Below are 21,193 nucleotides of genomic sequence, written 5' to 3'. Positions count from 1 at the left end.
GCGCGGGTCGCTCACTCTTCGTGATGACGCACGACGATCGCGCCGGTTACGGTGGACGGGCAGGCCGAGATGTCCGCGGAGCACCGGGTCCCGGCCGACGCGCTCGACGCGCTCTGAACGCTCACCCCAGCCGTTTCGTCAGCGTGTACTCCGTGACGCCCGGTGGGTAGTCCTCGATCACGCAGACCACCTCGTAGCCCCGGCGGCGGTAGAAGCGGGGGGCCTGGAAGTCCCAGGTCTCCACGCGGGAGCGCAGGCAGCCGCGGTCGTCGCGGGCCAGCCGTTCCGCCTCCGCGAGCAGGCGGGTGCCCAGGCCGGCACCGCGGTGGCGCCCGTCGACCCAGAGGTGGGTGACGTGCAGCCAGGTCGTCCAGGTGTGGCCGACCAGGCCGCCGGCCAGCGCGCCGGTGTCGTCCGACGCCCACACGTGCAGCGGCGCCTCACGTTCGGCGGGGGTGCCGCGCAGCGCGCGCAGGACGGGAGAGGCCGCCGTGTCGGCGTCGCGCAGCCGGGAGCGCAGCAGATCGCGTCGGGATCTGTCGACTTCTGCCTCAAGACGGAACATGCGGCACACCATAAACGCGCAGGACGGCCAGTTCCGCGATTCCCCTTCCGCTCTCCCCGCACGGCCCTACTCTGTTCGACAGCACCGGTGGGGGCCGGTGCTGATCAGGGGGCGAGACAGCCGGGTACGACGCCCGCGGTGGGGGTAGCAGTCTCTGCACGGCGGCGGCCGTGCGGTCGCACACCCCTCCCGGGCGTCGGACCCGCGCCGGTCGTCGTTCTCCGGGCCTGGGGTATCCCCTGCTCCGTGGAGGAGCCTGGGGGAGGGGGGTTTCGTGGTTCGCATCCGAGTTCTGGTCGTCGACGACCACCGCATCTTCGCCGAGTCGCTCGCCGCCGCCCTGGCGGCCGAGCCCGACGTCGACGTCTTCGCCGCCGGCAGCGGCCCGGCCGCCCTGCGCAGCCTGGAGCGCGCCGCCGCCGAGGGGCGCCGCTACGACGTCCTGCTCGTCGACGCCGACCTGGGCGGGCGCCCGCCCGGCGTACGGCCGGCCGTGCCCGTGCGGGAGGTGGGGGAGGACGGGCTGGTCGACGGGCTCTCCCTCGTCGCCGGCGTCCGCGCCGCCCAGCCGCACGTCAGGATCGTCGTCCTCGCCGAGAAGGACGACCCGCGCCGCGCGGCCCTCGCCCTCCAGGCCGGCGCGTCCGGCTGGGTGGCGAAGGACTGCTCGCTGTCGCGGCTGCTCACCGTCGTGCGCGGGGTGCTGCGGGAGGAGACGCACCTGCCGCCCGCCCTGCTCACGGGCGTGCTCAAGGAGCTGACCGCCGCGCGCAAGCACCGTACCGAGAGCGAGCGGCTCGTGGAGTCCCTCACGCCGAGGGAGCGCGAGGTGCTGCGCTGCATGGTCGCCGGGCTGGGACGCAAGGCGGTCGCCGAGCGGCTGTTCCTGTCCCCGCACACCGTGCGCACCCACATGCAGAACGTCCTCGGCAAACTGGGCGTGCACTCCACGCTCGCCGCGGTCGCGCTCGCCCGGCGGGCGGGGGTCGGACCGGCGGAGCCGGGACAGGCCCTAACCGGGGATGTTGTCGAACGGGGCGGTCAGCTGGCGTAGCAGCGCGGCCAGTTCGGCGCGCTGGGCGTGGGACAGCTCGGCGAGGATCGCCCGCTCCTGTTCGAGCAGGCCGGCCAGCGCCTGGTCGGCGCGGTCCTTGCCGCCGTCCGTGAGCCGCACCAGCACACCGCGCCGGTCGCTGGGATCGGGCAGCCGCTCGACCAGGCCCTTCTTCGCCAGCCGGTCGATACGGTTCGTCATCGTGCCCGAGGTGACCAGGGTCTGGGTCAGCAACTGCCCCGGCGACAGCTGGTACGGCGGCCCGGCGCGCCTGAGCGCGGTCAGCACGTCGAACTCCCAGGGCTCCAGCTGGTGCTCGGAGAACGCCAGACGGCGTGCGCGGTCCAGGTGCCGGGCCAGTCTGCTCACCCGGCTGAGTACTTCCAGCGGCTCCACGTCGAGGTCCGGGCGCTCCCGGCGCCACGCTGCGACCAGCCGATCGACCTCGTCCTCCATGACGATCAGTGTAGTGGTTGTGTCGACGTGAAGTCTCTTGATGTCAAGTCTCTTGACGTCGAGCTAAATCGGCGGGACGGTGAACCCACCGCGAACGACGAAGCCCCCACCCCGAGGAGTCGCCCATGCCCTCCCCCGCCTGGGACCCCGCCCAGTACCTGCGTCACGCCGGCCACCGCGCCCGCCCCTTCGCCGACCTCCTCGCCCGCGTCCCCGACCTGCCCGGCACCCCGCCCCGCATCGCCGACCTCGGCTGCGGCCCCGGCAACGCCACCCTCCTCCTCACCGACCGCTGGCCCACCGCCCGCGTCACCGGCTACGACAACTCCGCGCGGATGCTCGCCGAAGCCCGGGCGCACGCCGGCGCCCACCTCGACTTCGTCCACGCCGACCTCACGACCTGGACGCCCACCGAGACCTACGACCTGATCGTGTCCAACGCCGCCCTGCACTGGGTCCCCGGCCACCTCGACGCCTTCCCCGCCTGGCTGGCCGGCCTCGCCCCCGGCGGCACCCTCGCCTTCCAGGTCCCCCACAACACCGACGCGCCCCTGCACGCCCTCCTGCGCGACCTCGCCGGCACCCCCCGCTGGAAGAGCCGCCTCGGCGCGGTGCTCCGCCCCCGGGACTCCGTCCACGCCCCCGGCGTCTACCTCGACCACCTCGCCCGCCTCGGCTGCGGGACCGACGTCTGGACGACGACGTACCACCACGTCCTGACGGGCGAGGACCCCGTCCTCGACTGGGCCCGGGGCACCGGCCTGCGCCCCGTCCTCACCGCCCTCGCCGACGACCCCGAGGCCCGCGACGCCTTCGTCACCGACTACCGCGACCTGCTCCGCCAGGCCTATCCGCCCCGCCCGTACGGCACGGTCCTGCCGTTCCGCCGCCTGTTCGCGGTGGCACGGAAGGGGGCCTGAGCCACGGGGTCCGGCCCAGGTGGGTGACCAGAACGCGGATCACGGCGTCGTCGATGACGTACAGGACCCGGTAGTCGCCGATGCGGAGGCGGCGGAGGTCGGGGAACCCGTAGGGGATCGATCCCGCCGGGCGGGGATCGTGGGCCAGTTCGTCGATGCCGTCGAGGAGCAGGGCAAGGCCGCTCGGGTCCTCATGGAGGAACCGGGCGGCCATGTCCAGGGCGTGCGGCTCGAACCCGATCTCGTAGGTCACTTCTGCTCGAGCCCCAGCCGCTTGCGTACCTCCGCCATGGGGATGCCGGGGGGCAGCGTGCCCTCGGCCTTGCGTCGCTGGTAGTCGGACACCGCCAAGGCGTCCTCGAGATCCTCTATCACCTGCGGCGAGACGAGCAGCGCCGCCACGTGCCCGTGGTCGGTGAGGGCGATGGTCTCGCGGCCATGGGCTGCACGCCGGACCAGGTCGCCGAGCTGGGCACGGGCCGCGCTGATCGCAATCTCAGTCATGTGCACATGATGACAGAACATTACTCTTCATGCATATGGTTTGGGATGCCCGAAGTAGGTCACCCGTAGAGGCACGAGAGGCCAACCTGACTGGGAGTGAGACACCGTGGCAGGCGAGCAGAAGTCCAAGGCGAAGACGGAACAGGTCAAGGGCAAGGTCAAGGAAGCGGCCGGACGGGCCGTGGGCAACGAGCGGCTCGAGGCCGAAGGCCGCGCCGAGCAGGCCAAGGGCGACGCCCGCCAGACCAAGGAGAAGGCGAAGGACGTCTTCAAGCACTGACCCGGACACATACGCAGGGGCCCCGTCCGCCGGACGGGGCCCCTGCGTGTGCCGCGTGTACGTCAGTCAGCTCTTGCGGCGGCCTATCAGGTGCGGCTTGGCCTCCAGGCCGTCCAGCCCGTGCCACGCCAGGTTCACCAGGTGCGCCGCCACCTCCGCCTTCTTCGGCCGCCGCACGTCCAGCCACCACTGGCCGGTCAGCGCGACCATCCCCACCAGCGCCTGCGCGTACAGCGGCGCCAGCTTCGGATCGAAACCCCGGCTCTTGAACTCCCGGCCCAGGATGTCCTCCACCTGAGTGGCGATGTCCGAGATGAGCGAGGCGAAGGAGCCCGTGGACTGGGGGATCGGCGAATCCCGCACGAGGATGCGGAACCCGTCCGTGTACTCCTCGATGTAGTCCAGGAGCGCGAACGCCGCCTGCTCGCACAGCTCCCGCGGATGACCGGCCGTGAGCGAACTCGTCACCATGTCCAGCAGCCGCCGCATCTCGCGGTCGACCACCACCGCGTACAGCCCCTCCTTGCCGCCGAAGTGCTCGTACACCACCGGCTTGGACACCCCGGCCTTCGCCGCGATCTCCTCCACCGACGTGCCCTCGAACCCCTTCGCCGCGAAGAGGGTGCGACCGATCTCCAGCAACTGCTGGCGACGCTCCGCACCGGTCATCCGGGTGCGACGCACTCGCCGCGGCTTCTCATTGCTCGGGGTACTGCTGGAGTCGGTCGGCACACCGTCCATCATGCCGCTTCCGCGGTCGCCTTCCGGCGCCGGGAGCCGTCCCCGCCCGTGTTCCGGCGCGAATCGATACGCGAGCGTGACGGCCAGCGCACGTCGTACGCCCAGCCGAGCATCTCGAACCAGCGGATGAACCGCGCCGAGGAGTCCAGCTGGCCCCGCATCACACCGTGCCGCGCCGAAGTGGGGTCGGCGTGGTGCAGGTTGTGCCACGACTCCCCGCAGGACAGCACCGCCAGCCACCACACGTTGCCGGACCGGTCACGCGACTTGAACGGCCGCCTGCCCACCGCGTGACAGATCGAGTTGATCGACCAGGTGACGTGGTGCAGCAGCGCCACCCGCACCAGCGAACCCCAGAAGAACCCGGTGAACGCGCCCCACCAGGACATCGTCACCAGCCCGCCGATCACCGCCGGCAGCGCCAGCGAGAGCACCGTCCACAGCACGAACTGCCGCGAGATCGCCCGCAGCGCCGGGTCCTTGATCAGATCCGGCGCGTACTTGTCCTGCGGCGTCTGCTCCTCGTCGAACATCCAGGCGATGTGCGCCCACCACAGGCCCTTCATCAGCGCCGGCAGCGTCTCCCCGAAACGCCACGGCGAATGCGGGTCGCCCTCCGCGTCCGAGAACTTGTGGTGCCTGCGGTGGTCCGCCACCCAGCGCACCAGCGGCCCCTCGACCGCCATCGACCCCATGACCGCCAGCGCGATCCTCAGGGGCCGTTTCGCCTTGAAGGAACCATGCGTGAAGTACCGGTGGAAACCGATGGTGATGCCGTGGCACCCGAGGTAGTAGAAGAAGACCAGCAGGCCCAGGTCCAGCCAGCTCACCCCCCAGCCCCAGGCCAGCGGCACCGCCGCCAGCAGGGCCAGGAACGGCACGACGATGAAGACGAGCAGCGCGACCTGCTCGATCGAACGCTTCTGCTCACCGCCCAGCGTGGCGGTCGCCGTGGGGGAGGCGTGGGAGGAGGGGGTGCCGGAGCCGTCGGGCGCCGGCGAAGGGTCTTCGATCACGTCGGAGCTTGAGGTCATACGCGTCCCCTGTGGGGTCGTGGATGGAGAGAGGCGCCGGGTCCGCAGGACCGCACCACACTTCCTACGGTTCCGTAACCTACGGTGACGTAAGTATGGCAGTGCGGCACCCGGCGACACGAGCCCGCCAGACCGCGCGTCCCCACGGACACCTATCCTTGGATCGGTCGGACAGCGCGGTCCGCTCTGTTTTCTCCCCGGACGACAGACCCGCAAGCGGCCCCGCCGCCGGGCCTGACGGCCGAGTTCCCTCCCGGACGAGCTTCAACACTGCAAGGAGCCGCACCTGTGAGCAGTGCCGACGACCAGACGACAACCAGCCCCGAGCTGCGCGCCGACATCCGCCGACTGGGTGACCTCCTCGGTGAGACCCTCGTCCGGCAGGAGGGCCCCGAGCTCCTCGACCTGGTCGAAAAGGTCCGCCGCCTCACGCGCGAGGACGGCGACACAGCCGCCGAGCTGCTGCGCGGCACCGAACTGGAGACCGCGGCCAAGCTGGTCCGCGCCTTCTCCACCTACTTCCACCTCGCCAACGTCACCGAGCAGGTCCACCGCGGCCGCGAACTGCGCGCCAAGCGCGCCGCCGAGGGCGGCCTCCTCGCCCGCACCGCCGACCGCCTCAAGGACGCCGACCCCGAGCACATCCGCGAGACGGTCCGGAACCTCAACGTCCGCCCCGTCTTCACCGCGCACCCCACCGAAGCCGCACGCCGGTCGGTCCTCAACAAGCTCCGGCGCATCGCCGCGCTCCTGGAGACCCCCGTCATCGAGGCCGACCGCCGCCGCCACGACACCCGCCTCGCCGAGAACATCGACCTCGTCTGGCAGACCGACGAACTCCGCGTCGTCCGCCCCGAACCCGCCGACGAGGCCCGCAACGCCATCTACTACCTCGACGAACTCCACGCCGGAGCCGTCGGCGACGTCCTCGAGGACCTCACCGCCGAACTCGAACGCGTCGGCGTCACCGTCCCCCCCGCGACCCGCCCCCTCACCTTCGGCACCTGGATCGGCGGCGACCGCGACGGCAACCCCAACGTCACCCCCCAGGTCACCTGGGACGTCCTCATCCTCCAGCACGAACACGGCATCAACGACGCCCTGGAGACGATCGACGAACTGAGGGGCTTCCTCTCCAACTCCATCCGCTACACCGGAGCCACCGAGGAACTCCTCACCTCCCTCCAGACCGACCTCGAACGCCTGCCCGAGATCAGCCCCCGCTACAAGCGCCTCAACGCCGAGGAGCCCTACCGGCTCAAGGCCACCTGCATCCGGCAGAAGCTGGAGAACACCAAGCAGCGCCTCGCCAAGGGCACCCCGCACGAACCCGGCCGCGACTACCTCGGTACCAGCGAACTGATCAGCGACCTCACCCTCATCCAGACCTCCCTGCGCGAACACCGCGGCGGCCTCATCGCCGACGGCCGCATGAACCGCACCATCCGCACCCTGGCCGCCTTCGGCCTCCAGCTCGCCACCATGGACGTCCGCGAACACGCCGACGCCCACCACCACGCCCTCGGCCAGCTCTTCGACCGCCTCGGCGAGGAATCCTGGCGCTACTCCGACATGCCCCGCGACTACCGCGCCAAGCTCCTCGCCAAGGAACTCCGCTCCCGACGGCCCCTCGCACCCACCCCGGCCCCCGTCGACGCCGCCGGCGAGAAGACCCTCGGCGTCTTCCTCACCGTCAAGCGCGCCCTGGAGGTCTTCGGACCCGAGGTCATCGAGTCCTACATCATCTCCATGTGCCAGGGCGCCGACGACGTCTTCGCCGCCGCCGTCCTCGCCCGCGAAGCCGGCCTCGTCGACCTGCACGCCGGCTGGGCCAAGATCGGCATCGTGCCGCTCCTGGAGACCACCGACGAACTCAAGGCCGCCGACACCATCCTGGAGGACATGCTCTCCGACCCGTCGTACCGCCGCCTGGTGGCACTGCGCGGAGACGTCCAGGAAGTCATGCTCGGCTACTCCGACTCCTCCAAGTTCGGCGGCATCACCACCAGCCAGTGGGAGATCCACCGCGCCCAGCGACGCCTGCGCGACGTCGCCCACCGCTACGGCGTCCGCCTGCGCCTCTTCCACGGCCGCGGCGGCACCGTCGGCCGCGGCGGCGGCCCCTCCCACGACGCCATCCTCGCCCAGCCCTGGGGCACCCTCGAAGGCGAGATCAAGGTCACCGAACAGGGCGAGGTCATCTCCGACAAGTACCTCATCCCCTCACTGGCCCGCGAGAACCTGGAACTGACGGTCGCCGCCACCCTCCAGGCCTCCGCCCTGCACACCGCGCCCCGCCAGTCCGACGAGGCACTCGCCCGCTGGGACGCAGCCATGGACGTCGTCAGCGACGCCGCCCACGCCGCCTACCGCGCCCTCGTCGAGGACCCCGACCTGCCGACGTACTTCCTCGCGTCGACGCCGGTCGACCAGCTCGCCGACCTGCACCTGGGCTCCCGGCCCTCCCGCCGCCCCGGTTCCGGCGTCTCGCTCGACGGCCTGCGCGCCATCCCCTGGGTCTTCGGCTGGACCCAGTCCCGCCAGATCGTCCCCGGCTGGTACGGCGTCGGCTCCGGCCTCAAGGCCCTGCGCGAAGCCGGCCTCGACACCGTCCTCGACGAGATGCACGGCCAGTGGCACTTCTTCCGCAACTTCATCTCCAACGTCGAGATGACCCTCGCCAAGACCGACCTGCGCATCGCCCAGCACTACGTCGACACCCTCGTCTCCGACGACCTCAAGCACGTCTTCGACCGCATCAAGGCCGAACACGCGCTCACCGTCACCGAAGTCCTCAAGGTCACCGGCGAGAAGGAACTGCTCGACGCCACCCCCGCCCTCAAGCAGACCTTCAGCATCCGCGACGCCTACCTCGACCCCATCTCCTACCTCCAGGTCACCCTCCTCAAGCGCCAGCGCGACGCGGCGGCCGCCGGCCAGGAACCCGACCCCCTCCTCGCCCGCGCCCTCCTCCTCACCGTCAACGGCGTCGCCGCCGGCCTGCGCAACACCGGCTGACCCGCACCCGCACCACAGCGAAGGGCGCCCCCGATCGTCGGGGGCGCCCTTTGCCCGTCGTACCGCGACCGGCGCCCCGCACCGCTAAACCGCCACGAACGCCGCCGTCAGCAACGCCACCCCCGACCCCGCCAGCACCCACCCGAGCCGCGCCCGCCCCAGACCACCCGCGACCACCACCGACGCCAGCAGCAACGCACCACCCATCGGCACCCACGCGTACAGCACCCCCGCAGGACCCGACCGCACGACGTCGTCACCACCACCCGGCTTGATCACCACCGTGTACGTCCGCCCCCTGCGCACCGCCACCGTCTTCTCGATCACCACCCGCGCCCGCGCCAACGACCCCGGCGACAACGGCGTGTACGGCCCCGAACACCTGTCCGCACCACAGCGCGCCACCGCGATCGTGCCCTGCTCCCGGCCCTTCGTCAGCATCACGTGCTGCGCCGTCCCCCAGGAACCCCACACCCCCGCCACCAGGATCAGCGACGCCACCCCCCACATCGCCGCCAGCCGCCCGAACCGCACCACCGCCACCGAGGCACGACGCGAGGAACCCCGGCGCGCGGGACGCCGACGAGAGGGACGCCGATGGGACGTGGCGACGGTGGCAGGCATGGCCGGGATCATTGGCCATGCCTCAACGGCCCGTCAACCTCCCCGGGCGACACGGCGCGACTTGTCCCCACCTGTCCACGCCCCGCACCCCCGGCTCAGGAGTTGTACGTCCCCTGCGCCCGCTCCAACCCCTCGATCACCAGACACTCCACCGCGTCCGCCGCCCGGTCCACGAAATAGTCCAGCTCCTTGCGCTCCGCCCCCGAGAAGTCCTTCAACACGAAATCCGCCACCTGCATCCGCCCCGGCGGCCGGCCGATCCCGAACCGCACCCGGTGGTAGTCCGCCCCGAACGCCTTCGTCATCGACTTCAGACCGTTGTGCCCGTTGTCCCCCCCACCCAGCTTCAACCGCAACATCCCGTAATCGACGTCCAACTCGTCATGAACCGCCACCACCTGCGCCACCGGCACCTTGTAGAACTCCCGCAAGGCGTTCACCGGCCCACCCGACAGATTCATGTACGACATCGGCTTCGCCAGCACCACCCGCCGGTTCGCCGGCCCCGGCGGACCGATCCGCCCCTCCACCACCTGCGCCTGCGCCCGCCCGGCCCGCTTGAACCTCCCCCCGATCCGCCCGGCCAGCAGATCGGCCACCATGAACCCCACGTTGTGCCGGTTCATCGCGTACTCCGGACCCGGATTGCCCAGCCCCACGATCAGCCAGGGGGCATTGGCGTCGGTCGTCACGTCCATGTCTCCTCGATACGCGCCAGCCGCTGCCCCCCGAGGGAACAGCGGCTGACGAACAAACGACGACGGTGAGGATCAGGCCTCCGCGGAAGCCTCCTCGCCCCCAGCCTCACCCTCGGTGGGCTCCTCCGCCTGCGCGGCCAGCACCTGCAGCACGACGGTCTCGCCGTCGACACCCAGCTTGGTGCCCGACGGCAGCGGGATGTCCTTGGCCAGAACCGAGTCACCGGCCGTCAGACCCTCGACGGAGACCGTGACCGACTCGGGGATGTGCGTGGCCTCGGCCTCGACCGGCAGCGCGTTCAGGACGTGCTCCAGCAGGTTGCCGCCCGGAGCCAGCTCACCCTCGGTCTGCACGAAGATCTCGACGTTGACCTTCTCACCACGCTGGACCAGCTGAAGGTCCACGTGCTCCAGGAAACCCTTGATCGGGTCACGCTGCACGGACTTCGGGATCGCCAGCTCGTTCGTCTTGCCGTCGATGTCCAGCGAGATCAGGACGTTCGGCGTACGCAGCGCGAGCAGCAGCTCGTGACCCGGCAGCGTCAGGTGGATCGGGTCCGAACCGTGGCCGTACAGCACACCGGGAACCTTGCTGTCACGACGGATACGGCGGGCCGCACCCTTGCCGAACTCGGTGCGGGACTCAGCGGTGATCTTTACCTCGGACATGGCACTCACTCCTCGTAGGAACAGCGACGACACAAAGGTCACCCGGCCACGAACGGCCTGCTACGAAGAGCGCGTCGATAACGGACCGCCGTACACACGCGTCACACGCGTACGGCCTCCCTCGCCGAGCAACTCGCGCAGTCTACTCGGCGGGGAAGGCCGCAGAAAAATCGATCAACCCGGCAGAAGCGGGCGCACCGCCTACTGCTCGTCGAACAGGCTCGTCACCGAACCGTCCTCGAACACCTCACGCACCGCGTTCGCGATCGTCGGCGCGATCGACAACACCGTGATCTTGTCCACTTCCAGCTCACCCGGCGTCGGCAACGTGTTCGTGAAGACGAACTCACTCACCTTCGAGTTCTTCAACCGGTCCGCCGCCGGCCCCGACAGCACCCCGTGCGTCGCCGTCACGATGACGTCCTCCGCACCGTGCGCGAACAACGCGTCCGCCGCCGCGCAGATCGTGCCACCCGTGTCGATCATGTCGTCGACCAGGACACACACCCGGCCCTTGACCTCACCGACCACCTCGTGGACCGTCACCTGGTTCGCCACGTCCTTGTCACGCCGCTTGTGCACGATCGCCAGCGGCGCACCCAGACGGTCGCACCAACGATCCGCCACCCGGACCCGACCCGCGTCCGGCGACACCACCGTCAGCTTCGAACGGTCCACCTTGCTGCCCACGTAGTCCGCCAGCAACGGCAACGCGAACAGATGATCCACTGGACCGTCGAAGAAACCCTGGATCTGATCCGTGTGCAGATCCACCGTCAGGATCCGGTCCGCACCCGCCGTCTTCATCAGATCAGCGATCAGCCGCGCCGAGATCGGCTCACGACCACGGTGCTTCTTGTCCTGCCGCGCATAACCGTAGAACGGCACGATCACCGTGATCGAACGCGCCGACGCACGCTTCAATGCGTCGATCATGATCAACTGCTCCATGATCCACTTGTTGATCGGAGCCGTGTGGCTCTGGATCAGGAAGCAGTCCGCACCACGCGCCGACTCCTCGTAACGAACATAGATCTCACCATTGGCGAAGTCGAAGGCCTTCGTCGGGACGACCCCGACACCCAGCTGGTGGGCGACCTCCTCGGCAAGCTCGGGGTGGGCGCGGCCGGAGAAGAACATCATCTTCTTCTCGCCGGTCGTCTTGATCCCGGTCACAGCACTGTCTCCTCAGAGGTGTCTCAGCCGGCTGACCCAAGACCTCGCCACTGGGCGCGACGGGGCCGTCTCAGCTGGTGGGGGTGCGGATGTGCACTTATCACGGTACGCCGTCCACGACGCACTCGTTTCCGGTCAGTCCTCGCCGGCGCCCTCCCGGGAAGCCGCCTCGGCAGCCTTCGCCGCCGCACTCCCCGGACGCTTACGAGCCACCCAACCCTCGATATTCCGCTGCTGACCACGGGCCACGGCCAGCGAACCGGGCGGCACATCCTTCGTGATCACGGACCCGGCAGCGGTGTACGCACCGTCCCCGACCGTGACAGGAGCCACAAACATGTTGTCCGAACCCGTCTTGCAGTGCGACCCGACCACGGTGTGATGCTTGTCCTGCCCGTCATAGTTCACGAACACACTCGCCGCACCGATGTTCGTGTACTCACCGATCGTCGCGTCCCCCACGTACGACAGATGCGGCACCTTCGTCCCCTCACCGATCACCGCGTTCTTCGTCTCCACGTACGTACCGATCTTCGACCTCACCCCCAGCCGCGTACCCGGCCGCAGATACGCGTACGGCCCCACCGTCGCCTCCGGACCCACCTCGGCCCCGTCCGCCACCGTGTTGTCCACCCGCGCCCCCGCACCCACCACCGTGTCCTTCAACCGGCTGTTCGGACCCACCTCCGCACCCTCACCCACACGCGTCACACCCAGCAACTGCGTCCCCGGCAACACCACCGCGTCCTGCCCGAACGACACCGTCACATCCACCCACGTCGACGCCGGATCCACCACCGTCACCCCCGCCAGCATCGCCGCCGTCAGCAACCGGTCGTTCAGAATCCGACGCGCCTCCGCCAACTGCACCCGGTTGTTGATCCCCGCGATCTCACGATGATCACCAGCCACGGACGCACCCACCCGATGACCCGCCGCACGCAGAATCCCCAGCACATCCGTCAGGTACTCCTCACCCTGACTGTTGTCCGTACGCACCTGCTTCAACGCCTGAGCCAACAACTGCCCGTCGAACGCGAACACACCCGAATTGATCTCCCGGACCGCCCGCTGCGCCTCCGACGCGTCCTTGTGCTCCACGATCCCCGTGACCGCACCCGACACCTCGTCCCGCACGATCCGCCCGTACCCGGTCGCATCCGGCACCTCGGCCGTCAGCACCGTCACCGCGTTCCCGTCCGCGTGATGCGTCGCGGCCAGCCGCGCGAGCGTCGCACCCGTCAGCAGCGGAGTGTCACCGCAGACCACCACCACGGTCCCGTCCACCGCACCGCCGAGCTGCTCCAGACCCATCCGCACGGCGTGCCCGGTGCCGTTCTGCTCCTCCTGCACCGCGGTCCGCACGGCCGGGTCGATGCCGGCGAGATGAGCGGTGACCTTCTCGCGCGCGTGACCGACGACGACGACCAGGTTCTCGGGGTCCAGCTCACGGGAGGCGGCCAGGACGTGCCCCACGAGACTGCGGCCGCAGATCTCGTGCAGGACCTTCGGTAGGGCCGACTTCATACGGGTGCCCTCACCCGCTGCGAGAACGACGACGGCTGCCGGGCGGATGGCGCTCACGGAGTTGCCCTTCGGCTGTGGAGAGGTGGGACATCCGAAGGATACCGGGGCGTTCCCCGGCGGACATGAGAGTGGGCCCCGACCCTTACTAGGTCAGGACCCGAACCGAGCATGGCTCCCCCGCCAGGACTCGAACCTGAAATACATTATCCAAAGTAATGTGTGTTGCCGATTACACCACGGGGGATCACGAGGTGCAGCCTACGCGGTTCGCTGCTTGGCCTCCACCACCATGCCAGACCACCACCCCTCGATGCGACGGTACAAATCGGCTCCTGCGCGAACATCGATGCGGAGGCACCCGCGGTAGCTCTCGTTGGTGTTCTGACGGTTCGTACGAGGGTTGTGCTTCTTGAGCGTCGTCTTGAGGAGCTCGGCCCGCTGCACGCCGACATGGTCCGCCCAGAACTGCTCGGCACTCGCCACATCGGCAGTCTCATGGATCTGCACAGCGAACCTGCGGCGCCCTGACTCCACGCCGAGCAGGTCGAGCCAGGCCAGGTAGAGCGTGATCATGTCCGGGTCGCTGTTCACGAAGGTCACCCGCTCTTGCCGTCTGTAGGGCTTGTTCTTCGCGCCCTCAGCCCAATAGAGGCCTACGCCAACCAGAAAAAGCTCGCGGTCTGTCAGTTGCCTGATCTCGCGTGCCGCAGCCTGCTTGGTTCGCTGCCTCTCCTCATCTCGCAGGCGCAGCGTGGCTTCCCAGCCGCGCTTGGCGATTGCAGATGCTTCTTCGCGTGTCCGCTTGCGCCGCTCCGGCCTCGGCAGATCCCGCACCCACAGCGAGATCGAGCTTTTCGAGCACCCCAGTTCCACCTGGATCTGGTCGTACGTCCAGCCCTGGAGCCGCAGCTCTCGCGCCTTCGCCCGCAGGTCGTCCTTCGCCCTCGGTTGCTTCGTCCACTCCGGGGGAGGCTCGCCCTCCAGGAGGCGGTTGAGGAGGTCGTTGTTGTCCACGTGCAGCCGGTCGCGGATCTGCCGTCGGCTGAGTCCCGCCCGTCGCAGTGCGAGCGCTCGCTCCCGCAGGCCCTCGAAGTCCGCGTACTTGCCGAGTGAATGTGTCATAGGCATACCGTCCGGCCGGAATGCGGGGTTCCGGGCTCGAACAGGGCTCATTCAGCAGTTCGAGGGATACCGGGGGGTTTCGATGCTGTTCGGTTGTGGGGTGTGGTGGGGAGGAGTCGGTGAAAGTCGCCGGAAAAGGCGGGGTGGGCGCCCGTAGGGTGGAGGTATGACCACGACGGGGGAAGAGCACGCCTCGGCTCGGGGAGGGCCTTGGTGGTGGAGCAGGCGCCGCAGCGCGGTGTTCGACTGGAGTCTCGCGGTGGTGTCCGCCGCGGAGTGCGCGGTGGAGGGGTATCCGTTCGCGCGGGACGCGGGTGTGCCGGCGGCGGCGGGGGTGGTGTTCGGGCTGCTCGCGGGGTCGGTGCTGCTGGTGCGGCGGAAGTGGCCGATCGCGGTGGTGCTGGTGGCGATCGCCATCACGCCGGCGCAGATGGGCTTCCTGATGGGGATCGTCGGGCTGTACACGCTGGCCGCGTCCGAGCTGCCGCGGCGGATCATCGCCTCGTTGGCGGGGATGCAGTTGGTGGGGACGTTGATCGTGACGTTCGTGCGGGTGGGGCAGAGCATGGACCAGGGGCGTCTGACGATCGGTGACTGGTTCATTCCGTTCGCGGCGATCACGACGTCGTTGGGGCTGACCGCTCCGCCGTTGCTGCTGGGGCTGTACGTGGGGGCGCGGCGGCGGTTGATGGAGAGTCTGCGGGAGCGGGCGGACAGTCTGGAGCGGGAGTTGCAGTTGCTGGCCGAGCGGGCCGAGGAGCGGGCGGAGTGGGCGCGGGGTGAGGAGCGGACGCGGATCGCGCGGGAGATGCACGACGTGGTGGCGCATCGGGTGAGTCTGATGGTGGTGCACGCGGCGGCGTTGCAGGCGGTGGCGCGGAAGGATCCGGAGAAGGCGGTGCGGAACGCGGCGCTGGTGGGGGACATGGGGCGGCAGGCGTTGACCGAGTTGCGGGAGATGCTCGGGGTGTTGCGCAGTGGGGACGGGCGGGGGCGGCGTGAGGGGCCGTCGGTGTCGGTGGCGGCTGTGGCGGTGGTTTCGCGGGCGCCGGAGGAGGGGGAGGGGCCGTGTCTGTCGGAGTTGGACGAGTTGGTGGGGCAGTCGGCGGCTGCGGGGATGGCGGTGGATCTGTCGGTGGAGGGTGAGGTGCGGGGGTATGCGCGGGAGGTGGAGCAGACGGCGTACCGGGTGGTGCAGGAGGCGTTGACGAACGTGCACAAGCATGCGGCGGGTGCGAAGACGTATGTGCGGTTGGCGCATCGGGTGGCGGAGATCGCGATGCAGGTGGAGAACGAGCCGCCGCCGGAGGTGGGGTCGGCGTCGTCGGCGCGGTTGCCGTCGGGTGGTAACGGGTTGGTGGGGATGCGGGAGCGGGTGGTGGCGTTGGGTGGGGTGTTCGTGTCGGGGCCGACGGAGGCGGGGGGGTTTCGGGTGTCGGCGGTGATTCCGGCGGTGTAGGGGGTGTGGGGGTGGGGCGGGGGTGGGGTGCCTGCGGTGTCAGCCGGCGGTGAGGCGGACGGGTGCGATGCCGGAGACGAGGGCGCCGAGGGCGTGGTCGATGTCGGGGCCGAGGTACCAGTCGCCGGTGTGGTCGAGGGCGTAGACGCGGCCTTCGGCGTCGATGGCGAGGAGGGAGTGGTTGTCGGTCTCGGTGCCGAGGGGGCTGACGTCGGTGTCGAGGGCGCGGCCGAGGTCGACGAGGGTGCGGGCGAGGTGGAGGCCGTGGAGGGGGTCGAGGTGGACGGCGGTGGGGGCGATCTGGCGGCCGGGTCCGGTGGGGGTGATGTGGAGGCCGCCGAATTCGGCCCAGGCTTCGACGGCGGCGGGGGAGACGGCGTGGCGGTGGCCGGCGGGTGAGGTGTGTTCGCGCAGGGTGTCGGCCCAGATCTCGGCTTGTCTGATGTCCCAGCGTCCGGGTTGCCAGCCGGCGGTGCGCAGGGCGGCGTCGACGGGTACGGGGAAGCGCGATGGGGGTCCCGCCGGTCGAGCGGAGTCGAGGCTGGGGGAGGTGCGGTCGGGGTGCATCTGCCCTTCGTTCGTCGGGGTCGTGGGTGGGCGCGGGGCCGTTGTGCGGGGGTGGTGTGGGGTGGTTCGTGGGGGCGTGTGTGGGGGGTGGGGGTCAGTTGCCGTCGGTGGTGGGGTCGACGATGCGGACGCCGAAGTGGGCGCTGAGGGCGGTGCAGGCGCGGCAGGGGGTGGCGAAGCTGCCGTGGAGCGGGTCGCCGTCCTCGCGGATGCGCCGGGCGGTGAGTTTGGCCTGTTTGAGGGCTTTGCGGGCTTCGCCGTTGGTCATGGGTCTGCGGGCGGCGCGTTTGCTGCGGGAGGCGTCGGCGGTGGTGATGTGGCGGGAGATGAGGAGTGCTTCGGCGCAGCGGCCGGTGTAGCGGTCGCGGCGGTCGCTGGGGAGGGTGTCGAGGAATTCCTGGACGAGGGGGTGCAGGGTGGGGGGCTGGTCGCCGCGGGCGGCGGTGCTGGTGAGGGTGGCGCCGCGGACGGAGAGGGCGGCGGCGATGGTGGGGAGTATGCCGTCGCGGCGGTGGCGGAGGACGGGTGCGTGGGGGGTTTCGTCGCTGCTCCAGCCGATGCGGGGGTCGCCGGAGCGGCTGGTGTGCGGTCCCGTTTGCGTGACGTTCATGATCGTTTTTCCCCTCCGTGCATCCCCCCGGAAGTCATCAGAGTGCCAAACGGCGTGGCCGGTGGGGAAGCTGGGGCGGTGCGACACGCCCGGTTCGGGCTGGCTGTCACGAGGGGGTGACGGCTGGTCACGGAAGCGGAGGGCCGGTGACCGGTGTCGTCGTACCGCATAGGCTGTCGGCACCGCCTGGCGCGCGGTTGACGCGCGTGGGAGACCGTTGGAGACAGTCGGATACGGGGCGTGGTGGTCGGTCCGGAGGCGGATTCGGCCGCCGGGGTCCGTCCAGAGCGCCGCAGGGGGCAACCGCCATGACGACAGGTCGGCTCGGGGAGCGAGCCGCGCCGCCGAACGCGGCCTACGCCGGGCAGGTCGTGCATTTCCCGGATCCGGTCCGGGCCGCACGTCACCCGAGAGGGGTACGGGTGGACGAGCGCGGTCACCCGGATTTCTCGTCCTATGCGCGGGCGGCCGCGGAGATCGCGGAGCCGCCGGAGGGTTTCGGTGTGGACGAGCTGCGGCTGACGGACTACGTGTCGGCGAACGCGGCGTTGTCGGCGTCGGGGCACGAGTTGTGGGACACGGTGGACAGTGTGGCGACGCCGCACGGCTGGACGTGGCACCACGTGGCGGGTTCGCGGCGGCTGGAGCTGGTTCCGGTCGAGGTGAAGGCGTTGTTGCGGCATCACGGTGGGATCGCGACGGCGGTGGTGGACCAGGGGAAGCGGGGGACGCGGCCGTTGCAGGAGACGCGTCCGGCGCATTTCGGGCTGCCGAAGTCGGGTGTGGCGGTGACGGAGCAGCAGGTGCAGGGGGTCGAGGAGGACCTCGGGTACCGGTTGCCGGGCGCGTACCGGACGTTTTTGAAGGCGGCGGGCGGTTGTGCTCCGGTGGGTGCGGCGCTGGACGCGGAGTTGGGGCTGTTGGTGGATCAGCCGTTCTTCACGGTGCGGGACGAGGCGGCGGTCAACGATCTGGTGTATGTGAACAAGTGTCTGCGTGATCATCTGACGAAGGACTATCTGGGTGTCGGGTTCGTGCAGGGTGGTCTGCTGGCCGTGAAGGTGAAGGGTGACCGGATCGGTTCGGTGTGGTTCTGCGCGTACGACGACGTGCGGGACGTGGATCCGGCGTGGTCGCCGGCGGAGCGGGTGGAGCGGTTGCTGCTGCCGTGCGGTGAGGACTTCGACGTCTTCCTGTCGCGGTTGGCGGGGCGGCCGCCGGAGTTGGAGACGGTGGCGAATCTGATGGTGGACGGTGGTTTCGCGCGGGTTGTTCCCGTGGCTTCCGGTTCTTCCGTTCCGTCCGTCGGCGTGGGGGAGTGATCGGGTGATGGTGACGTTCGCGCAGGCGCAGGAGCGCGGTGAAGAGTGGGTCAACGGGGACGTTCCGGCGTATCAGCACCGTGAGGTGCGGGTGCGGGAGTTCGGGCTCGGGTTCGTGGTGTGGGCCGAGGACCGTGCGGAGGGGCCGCGTTCGGACGGTGGTGGGCAGCGGTTGGTGCTGGCCCGTGACAGCGGTGAGGTCACGTTGTGGCCGGCGTTGCCGGTGGGTGAGGTGATCCGCCGGTACGAGGAGGAGTACGGCCGTCCGGAGGGTGAGCCGGCGCCGGTGCCGCCGGCCGCGGCGCGGGTGGATCTGAACCAGACGTCGTTCCTGCTGTCGCCGCCGGAGTGGTTGCAGGAGGCGGCGGACCGGTTGGGGATCGGGGAGGCGGCGGATTCTCCGTCGTCAGCGTCGTCAGCGTCGTCAGCGTCGTCAGCGTCGTCAGCGTCGTCAGCGTCGTCCGTGTCTTCTCCGTCCGGGGCCGCTTCCGCTTCCTCCGCTTCCGCTTCCCCGGCTGCTTCCTCCTCGCCCGCACCCGCCGCTTCGGTGGGTGCGGCCGGTGACTTCGGTGATCCGTCGCTGCCCCGGACGCAGGCGGGGATCCCGACGCCGGCTCCCACGCCTGCCGGGGCCACGCCCTGGACGGGTACGGACACCAACGGCGATTCCGGTGACGACCGTTCCGTGCCGCTGCCGGTGACGGTGTTCGCGCCGCCGCTGAGCGGTGCCGACGACGAGGTTCCGCCGCCCTCCGTCGCGTCGGACGCCAAGACGGCGCTGATCTCGGGCGGCAGCCGGATTCCGCCCACGGCGGTCTCGCCGGCGCTCCCGGACGTGGACGGGCAGGGCGCGTCGGGCGGTGCTCCCGCACCGTCGTCCGCCCCTCTGCCGCCTCCGCCTCCGCCTGCGGTGTCGGGTGGGCCGGGGACGCCGCCGCCGCCACCGCCGTCGGCCGGGCCGCAGGGGACGCCTCCGCCGGGACCGTCGTCCTACGGCGGTCCGCAGGCGCCCGGTGCGCCGCGGCCGCCGGCCGGTCCGGGGGCCACGGGGAGTCCGGCCCGGCCGCTCGCGCCGAACGCCGGGGACATCGCCGATGCGGCGACCAGCAAGGCGGCTCCGCCGCCGCGTCGGCGTACCGGTGGGGCGCCGCCGCCCCCGCCGAGCGCGCCGGGGATGCCCGGCGCGCGGCCGGGTGCCACACCTTTGCCGTCCGCCGGTCCGGGTGGGCCGGGTGCGTCGGCGGGCGGTTACGTGCCCACGCAGCTGGTGTCGGCGCTGGGTCCCGAGGGACCGGCGGGACAGCAGGCGCCGGGCGGTCCCGGTGCACCCGGTGCGCCTGGTGCCCCCGGTGGGCCGAACCCGCCCGCGCCGCCGAACTCGCCCGGCGGTACGCCCGCGGGTGGGGTGCACCACGCCGCGACGATGTTCGCCGACCCGAGCCGGATGGGGCCGGGCGTGCCGCAGCCGCCGGGTGCTCCCCAGCCGCCGGGTGCTCCGGGGATGCCCCCTGCCCCGGCCGGGCCCGGCGCCCACGGCTCCGCCGGTGGGGCTCAGGGTGCCGCGCACCGGGCCGCCACGATGCTGTCCGGGCCCCCGTCGGGCGGTCCCGGTGCGCCGCCGCCTCCGCCGCCGCCCGCTCCCGGTGCGCCGGGTGCTCCGGGAATGGCTCCGGGCGCCCCGCGGCCGCCGATGCCGCCGCCCGGTGCGATGCCGCCGGGTGCGATGCCGCCCCCCGGTGCCGTGCCGCCGCCGGGTGTGCCCGGCCCCGGGCAGCCGCAGGCGTACGGGTATCCCCCGCAGGGTCAGCCGACCGTCGGGCCGGGTTACCAGGCCGTGCTGCGCTACCGGGCGCACGACGGGTCGGAGCAGCAGGTGATCCGGCGTTCGGCGCCGGGCACGCCGCACCCGGAGTGGCAGATCTTCCACGAGCTGCGGGCGATGAACGTGCCGCCGGACCAGGTGCTGGAGCTGCACACCGAGCTGGAGTCGTGTGAGCTGCCGGGGGCGTACTGCGCGCGGATGATCCGTGAGCAGTGGCCGCAGGCGCGGATCACGAGTATCGCGCCGTACGGCACGGATCATGCGAGCCGGCAGCAGGGGATGCGGCAGCTCCTGGCTCATCAGGGTGAGTTGCATCAGGTCGCCGACGGTCCGGCGCGTCCCGCCCCGGTGCGGGCCCCGTTGCCGCCGGTGCACCCGGTGCCGCCGGTCCCGCCGGAGGCGATCGCGCAGGAGATGGCCGCGGCGTTCGGGCCGGGGGTGTTCCGGTTCGAGCAGGCGGCGGTGTCCCGGCAGGGTGTGCCGCCGATCGTGGCGCACACGCTGGTGGTGGCGGGTCTGCCGGTGGACCTGGGGCCGTTCTTCTGGGCGCAGGCCCAGCCGGGGCGGCCGGTGCCGACGCTGGCGGAGCTGGCGGCGGAGCGGGGGGTGCAGCCGGCGGCGGACGCGGGCTCGTACCTGGTCATGGGCAGCGACTTCGGCAAGGCGGTCTGCGTGCAGTACGGCACGGCGCACATCGTCGCCGTGCCCGTGGAGGCGGGGCCGGGCGGGGCGCCCGTACCGCCGCAGTTCGTGAACAGCGGGCTGCCGGAGTTCGCGCGCTGCCTGGCGCTGCTGGGGCGGATGTGGCGGCTGCGGTTCGGTCTGAACCAGGAGCAGGCGGGCCGCTGGACCGTCGACTTCCAGGCGCAGTTGGCCGCGCTGGACCCGGCGGCGCTCGGTTCGCCGGAGAGCTGGTGGTCGGTGCTGCTGGAGGAGATGTGGGACGGGCTGCTGTGAGGCGTGCGCCCCGCTGACGCGCATGGGTGCGGGAGGGCCGGACCCGGTCGTGTGACCGGGCCCGGCCC

At 70.9% G+C, this 21,193-nt stretch carries 21 protein-coding genes and 1 tRNA gene; 7 read left to right on the top strand and 15 right to left on the bottom strand.

All coding sequences use genetic code 11. The annotated features are described in order from the left end of the window. Window positions 1-121: 121 nt before the first annotated feature. Window positions 122-577 (bottom strand): GNAT family N-acetyltransferase, encoded by a 456-nt coding sequence (locus tag ACH4N1_RS10605; RefSeq protein ID WP_398096130.1) that lies wholly within the window; start codon window positions 575-577, stop codon window positions 122-124. A gap of 262 nt (window positions 578-839) precedes the next feature. Between ACH4N1_RS10605 and ACH4N1_RS10600 the strand changes: the two genes are divergently transcribed. Then, entirely contained in the window at window positions 840-1,619 is a 780-nt protein-coding gene (locus ACH4N1_RS10600) for a LuxR C-terminal-related transcriptional regulator (protein WP_398096128.1), read from the top strand. Here the strand turns inward: ACH4N1_RS10600 and tamR are convergent. Beyond that, the gene (tamR, locus tag ACH4N1_RS10595; protein ID WP_356568718.1) at window positions 1,578-2,075 is read right to left on the bottom strand and encodes a MarR family transcriptional regulator TamR; all 498 of its coding nucleotides are present in this window, start codon (window positions 2,073-2,075) and stop codon (window positions 1,578-1,580) included. The genes ACH4N1_RS10600 and tamR overlap by 42 nt on opposite strands. 125 nt (window positions 2,076-2,200) lie before the next feature. Between tamR and ACH4N1_RS10590 the strand changes: the two genes are divergently transcribed. Further along, entirely contained in the window at window positions 2,201-2,995 is a 795-nt protein-coding gene (locus ACH4N1_RS10590) for a trans-aconitate 2-methyltransferase (protein ID WP_398096126.1), read from the top strand. Here ACH4N1_RS10590 and ACH4N1_RS10585 read toward each other — a convergent pair. Next, complete coding sequence (locus ACH4N1_RS10585; RefSeq protein ID WP_398096667.1) at window positions 2,892-3,209, bottom strand: type II toxin-antitoxin system RelE/ParE family toxin; 318 nt, start codon at window positions 3,207-3,209, stop codon at window positions 2,892-2,894. The two genes, ACH4N1_RS10590 and ACH4N1_RS10585, sit on opposite strands and share 104 nt — an antisense overlap. 35 nt (window positions 3,210-3,244) lie before the next feature. Then, the gene (locus ACH4N1_RS10580) at window positions 3,245-3,499 is read right to left on the bottom strand and encodes a type II toxin-antitoxin system Phd/YefM family antitoxin (protein ID WP_398096124.1); all 255 of its coding nucleotides are present in this window, start codon (window positions 3,497-3,499) and stop codon (window positions 3,245-3,247) included. Between the two features lie 106 nt (window positions 3,500-3,605). Here ACH4N1_RS10580 and ACH4N1_RS10575 point away from each other — a divergent pair, with 106 nt between their 5' ends. Then, on the top strand, window positions 3,606-3,779 hold the full coding sequence (locus tag ACH4N1_RS10575; RefSeq protein ID WP_366057331.1) for a CsbD family protein: 174 nt from the start codon (window positions 3,606-3,608) through the stop codon (window positions 3,777-3,779). A 66-nt stretch (window positions 3,780-3,845) separates the two neighbouring features. Here ACH4N1_RS10575 and ACH4N1_RS10570 read toward each other — a convergent pair whose 3' ends face one another. Next, window positions 3,846-4,523 carry a TetR family transcriptional regulator gene (locus ACH4N1_RS10570; RefSeq protein WP_398096122.1) on the bottom strand — a complete coding sequence of 226 codons (678 nt, stop codon included), beginning with the start codon at window positions 4,521-4,523 and terminating at the stop codon, window positions 3,846-3,848. Further along, window positions 4,520-5,554 (bottom strand): acyl-CoA desaturase, encoded by a 1,035-nt coding sequence (locus ACH4N1_RS10565; RefSeq protein ID WP_398096120.1) that lies wholly within the window; start codon window positions 5,552-5,554, stop codon window positions 4,520-4,522. Before ACH4N1_RS10565 ends, ACH4N1_RS10570 begins: the two co-directional genes overlap by 4 nt. Window positions 5,555-5,842: 288 nt before the next feature. Here ACH4N1_RS10565 and ppc point away from each other — a divergent pair, with 288 nt between their 5' ends. After that, on the top strand, window positions 5,843-8,572 hold the full coding sequence (gene ppc, locus ACH4N1_RS10560; RefSeq protein ID WP_398096118.1) for a phosphoenolpyruvate carboxylase: 2,730 nt from the start codon (window positions 5,843-5,845) through the stop codon (window positions 8,570-8,572). An 84-nt stretch (window positions 8,573-8,656) separates the two neighbouring features. Here the strand turns inward: ppc and ACH4N1_RS10555 are convergent, their stop codons facing one another. From ACH4N1_RS10555 to ACH4N1_RS10525, 7 genes are all read right to left on the bottom strand, one after another. Further along, complete coding sequence (locus tag ACH4N1_RS10555; RefSeq protein ID WP_398096116.1) at window positions 8,657-9,208, bottom strand: hypothetical protein; 552 nt, start codon at window positions 9,206-9,208, stop codon at window positions 8,657-8,659. A gap of 83 nt (window positions 9,209-9,291) precedes the next feature. Then, window positions 9,292-9,894, bottom strand: coding sequence for an aminoacyl-tRNA hydrolase (pth, locus tag ACH4N1_RS10550; RefSeq protein ID WP_398096115.1), 603 nt, complete (start codon window positions 9,892-9,894; stop codon window positions 9,292-9,294). Window positions 9,895-9,966: 72 nt separating this feature from the next. Continuing rightward, window positions 9,967-10,563: a 50S ribosomal protein L25/general stress protein Ctc gene (locus tag ACH4N1_RS10545; protein ID WP_398096113.1), complete on the bottom strand. Its 597-nt coding sequence runs from the start codon at window positions 10,561-10,563 to the stop codon at window positions 9,967-9,969. A gap of 201 nt (window positions 10,564-10,764) precedes the next feature. Beyond that, complete coding sequence (locus ACH4N1_RS10540; RefSeq protein WP_363086569.1) at window positions 10,765-11,739, bottom strand: ribose-phosphate diphosphokinase; 975 nt, start codon at window positions 11,737-11,739, stop codon at window positions 10,765-10,767. Between the two features lie 135 nt (window positions 11,740-11,874). Then, on the bottom strand, window positions 11,875-13,323 hold the full coding sequence (gene glmU, locus ACH4N1_RS10535) for a bifunctional UDP-N-acetylglucosamine diphosphorylase/glucosamine-1-phosphate N-acetyltransferase GlmU (protein WP_398096111.1): 1,449 nt from the start codon (window positions 13,321-13,323) through the stop codon (window positions 11,875-11,877). A 112-nt stretch (window positions 13,324-13,435) separates the two neighbouring features. Beyond that, window positions 13,436-13,510: transfer RNA gene (locus ACH4N1_RS10530), tRNA-Gln, on the bottom strand. A 14-nt stretch (window positions 13,511-13,524) separates the two neighbouring features. Then, window positions 13,525-14,388 (bottom strand): hypothetical protein, encoded by an 864-nt coding sequence (locus ACH4N1_RS10525; RefSeq protein ID WP_398096109.1) that lies wholly within the window; start codon window positions 14,386-14,388, stop codon window positions 13,525-13,527. Between the two features lie 166 nt (window positions 14,389-14,554). Between ACH4N1_RS10525 and ACH4N1_RS10520 the strand changes: the two genes are divergently transcribed. Continuing rightward, window positions 14,555-15,847 (top strand): sensor histidine kinase, encoded by a 1,293-nt coding sequence (locus tag ACH4N1_RS10520; RefSeq protein ID WP_398096107.1) that lies wholly within the window; start codon window positions 14,555-14,557, stop codon window positions 15,845-15,847. A 39-nt stretch (window positions 15,848-15,886) separates the two neighbouring features. Here the strand turns inward: ACH4N1_RS10520 and ACH4N1_RS10515 are convergent, their stop codons facing one another. Together ACH4N1_RS10515 and ACH4N1_RS10510 are read right to left on the bottom strand one after the other, a co-directional pair. After that, on the bottom strand, window positions 15,887-16,414 hold the full coding sequence (locus ACH4N1_RS10515) for an SUKH-3 domain-containing protein (RefSeq protein ID WP_398096105.1): 528 nt from the start codon (window positions 16,412-16,414) through the stop codon (window positions 15,887-15,889). 94 nt (window positions 16,415-16,508) lie between these two features. Beyond that, entirely contained in the window at window positions 16,509-17,024 is a 516-nt protein-coding gene (locus ACH4N1_RS10510; protein WP_398096103.1) for a YwqJ-related putative deaminase, read from the bottom strand. 308 nt (window positions 17,025-17,332) lie between these two features. Between ACH4N1_RS10510 and ACH4N1_RS10505 the strand changes: the two genes are divergently transcribed. Next, window positions 17,333-18,346, top strand: coding sequence for an SMI1/KNR4 family protein (locus tag ACH4N1_RS10505; RefSeq protein WP_398096101.1), 1,014 nt, complete (start codon window positions 17,333-17,335; stop codon window positions 18,344-18,346). Window positions 18,347-18,353: 7 nt separating this feature from the next. Next, window positions 18,354-21,125: an SUKH-4 family immunity protein gene (locus ACH4N1_RS10500; RefSeq protein WP_398096099.1), complete on the top strand. Its 2,772-nt coding sequence runs from the start codon at window positions 18,354-18,356 to the stop codon at window positions 21,123-21,125. Window positions 21,126-21,193: the final 68 nt, after the last annotated feature.

Source organism: Streptomyces sp. NPDC017202 (genome assembly GCF_044331705.1).
GTDB lineage: Bacteria > Actinomycetota > Actinomycetes > Streptomycetales > Streptomycetaceae > Streptomyces.
Note: the sequence above shows the minus strand (reverse complement) of the source record. Positions and strands in the feature narration are given on the sequence as shown.

Bases quoted from the DNA above. Each gene is read 5' to 3' on its own strand.
- ACH4N1_RS10515 (WP_398096105.1), bottom strand. From the start codon at position 16,414: ATGCACCCCGACCGCACCTCCCCCAGCCTCGACTCCGCTCGACCGGCG.
- ACH4N1_RS10510 (WP_398096103.1), bottom strand. From the start codon at position 17,024: ATGAACGTCACGCAAACGGGACCGCACACCAGCCGCTCCGGCGACCCC.
- ACH4N1_RS10545 (WP_398096113.1), bottom strand. From the start codon at position 10,563: ATGTCCGAGGTAAAGATCACCGCTGAGTCCCGCACCGAGTTCGGCAAG.
- pth (WP_398096115.1), bottom strand. From the start codon at position 9,894: ATGGACGTGACGACCGACGCCAATGCCCCCTGGCTGATCGTGGGGCTG.
- ACH4N1_RS10505 (WP_398096101.1), top strand. From the start codon at position 17,333: ATGACGACAGGTCGGCTCGGGGAGCGAGCCGCGCCGCCGAACGCGGCC.
- ACH4N1_RS10555 (WP_398096116.1), bottom strand. From the start codon at position 9,208: ATGATCCCGGCCATGCCTGCCACCGTCGCCACGTCCCATCGGCGTCCC.
- ACH4N1_RS10580 (WP_398096124.1), bottom strand. From the start codon at position 3,499: ATGACTGAGATTGCGATCAGCGCGGCCCGTGCCCAGCTCGGCGACCTG.
- ACH4N1_RS10590 (WP_398096126.1), top strand. From the start codon at position 2,201: ATGCCCTCCCCCGCCTGGGACCCCGCCCAGTACCTGCGTCACGCCGGC.
- ACH4N1_RS10585 (WP_398096667.1), bottom strand. From the start codon at position 3,209: ATGGCCGCCCGGTTCCTCCATGAGGACCCGAGCGGCCTTGCCCTGCTC.
- ACH4N1_RS10565 (WP_398096120.1), bottom strand. From the start codon at position 5,554: ATGACCTCAAGCTCCGACGTGATCGAAGACCCTTCGCCGGCGCCCGAC.
- ACH4N1_RS10570 (WP_398096122.1), bottom strand. From the start codon at position 4,523: ATGATGGACGGTGTGCCGACCGACTCCAGCAGTACCCCGAGCAATGAG.
- tamR (WP_356568718.1), bottom strand. From the start codon at position 2,075: ATGGAGGACGAGGTCGATCGGCTGGTCGCAGCGTGGCGCCGGGAGCGC.
- ACH4N1_RS10500 (WP_398096099.1), top strand. From the start codon at position 18,354: ATGGTGACGTTCGCGCAGGCGCAGGAGCGCGGTGAAGAGTGGGTCAAC.
- ACH4N1_RS10605 (WP_398096130.1), bottom strand. From the start codon at position 577: ATGGTGTGCCGCATGTTCCGTCTTGAGGCAGAAGTCGACAGATCCCGA.
- ACH4N1_RS10520 (WP_398096107.1), top strand. From the start codon at position 14,555: ATGACCACGACGGGGGAAGAGCACGCCTCGGCTCGGGGAGGGCCTTGG.
- ACH4N1_RS10525 (WP_398096109.1), bottom strand. From the start codon at position 14,388: ATGACACATTCACTCGGCAAGTACGCGGACTTCGAGGGCCTGCGGGAG.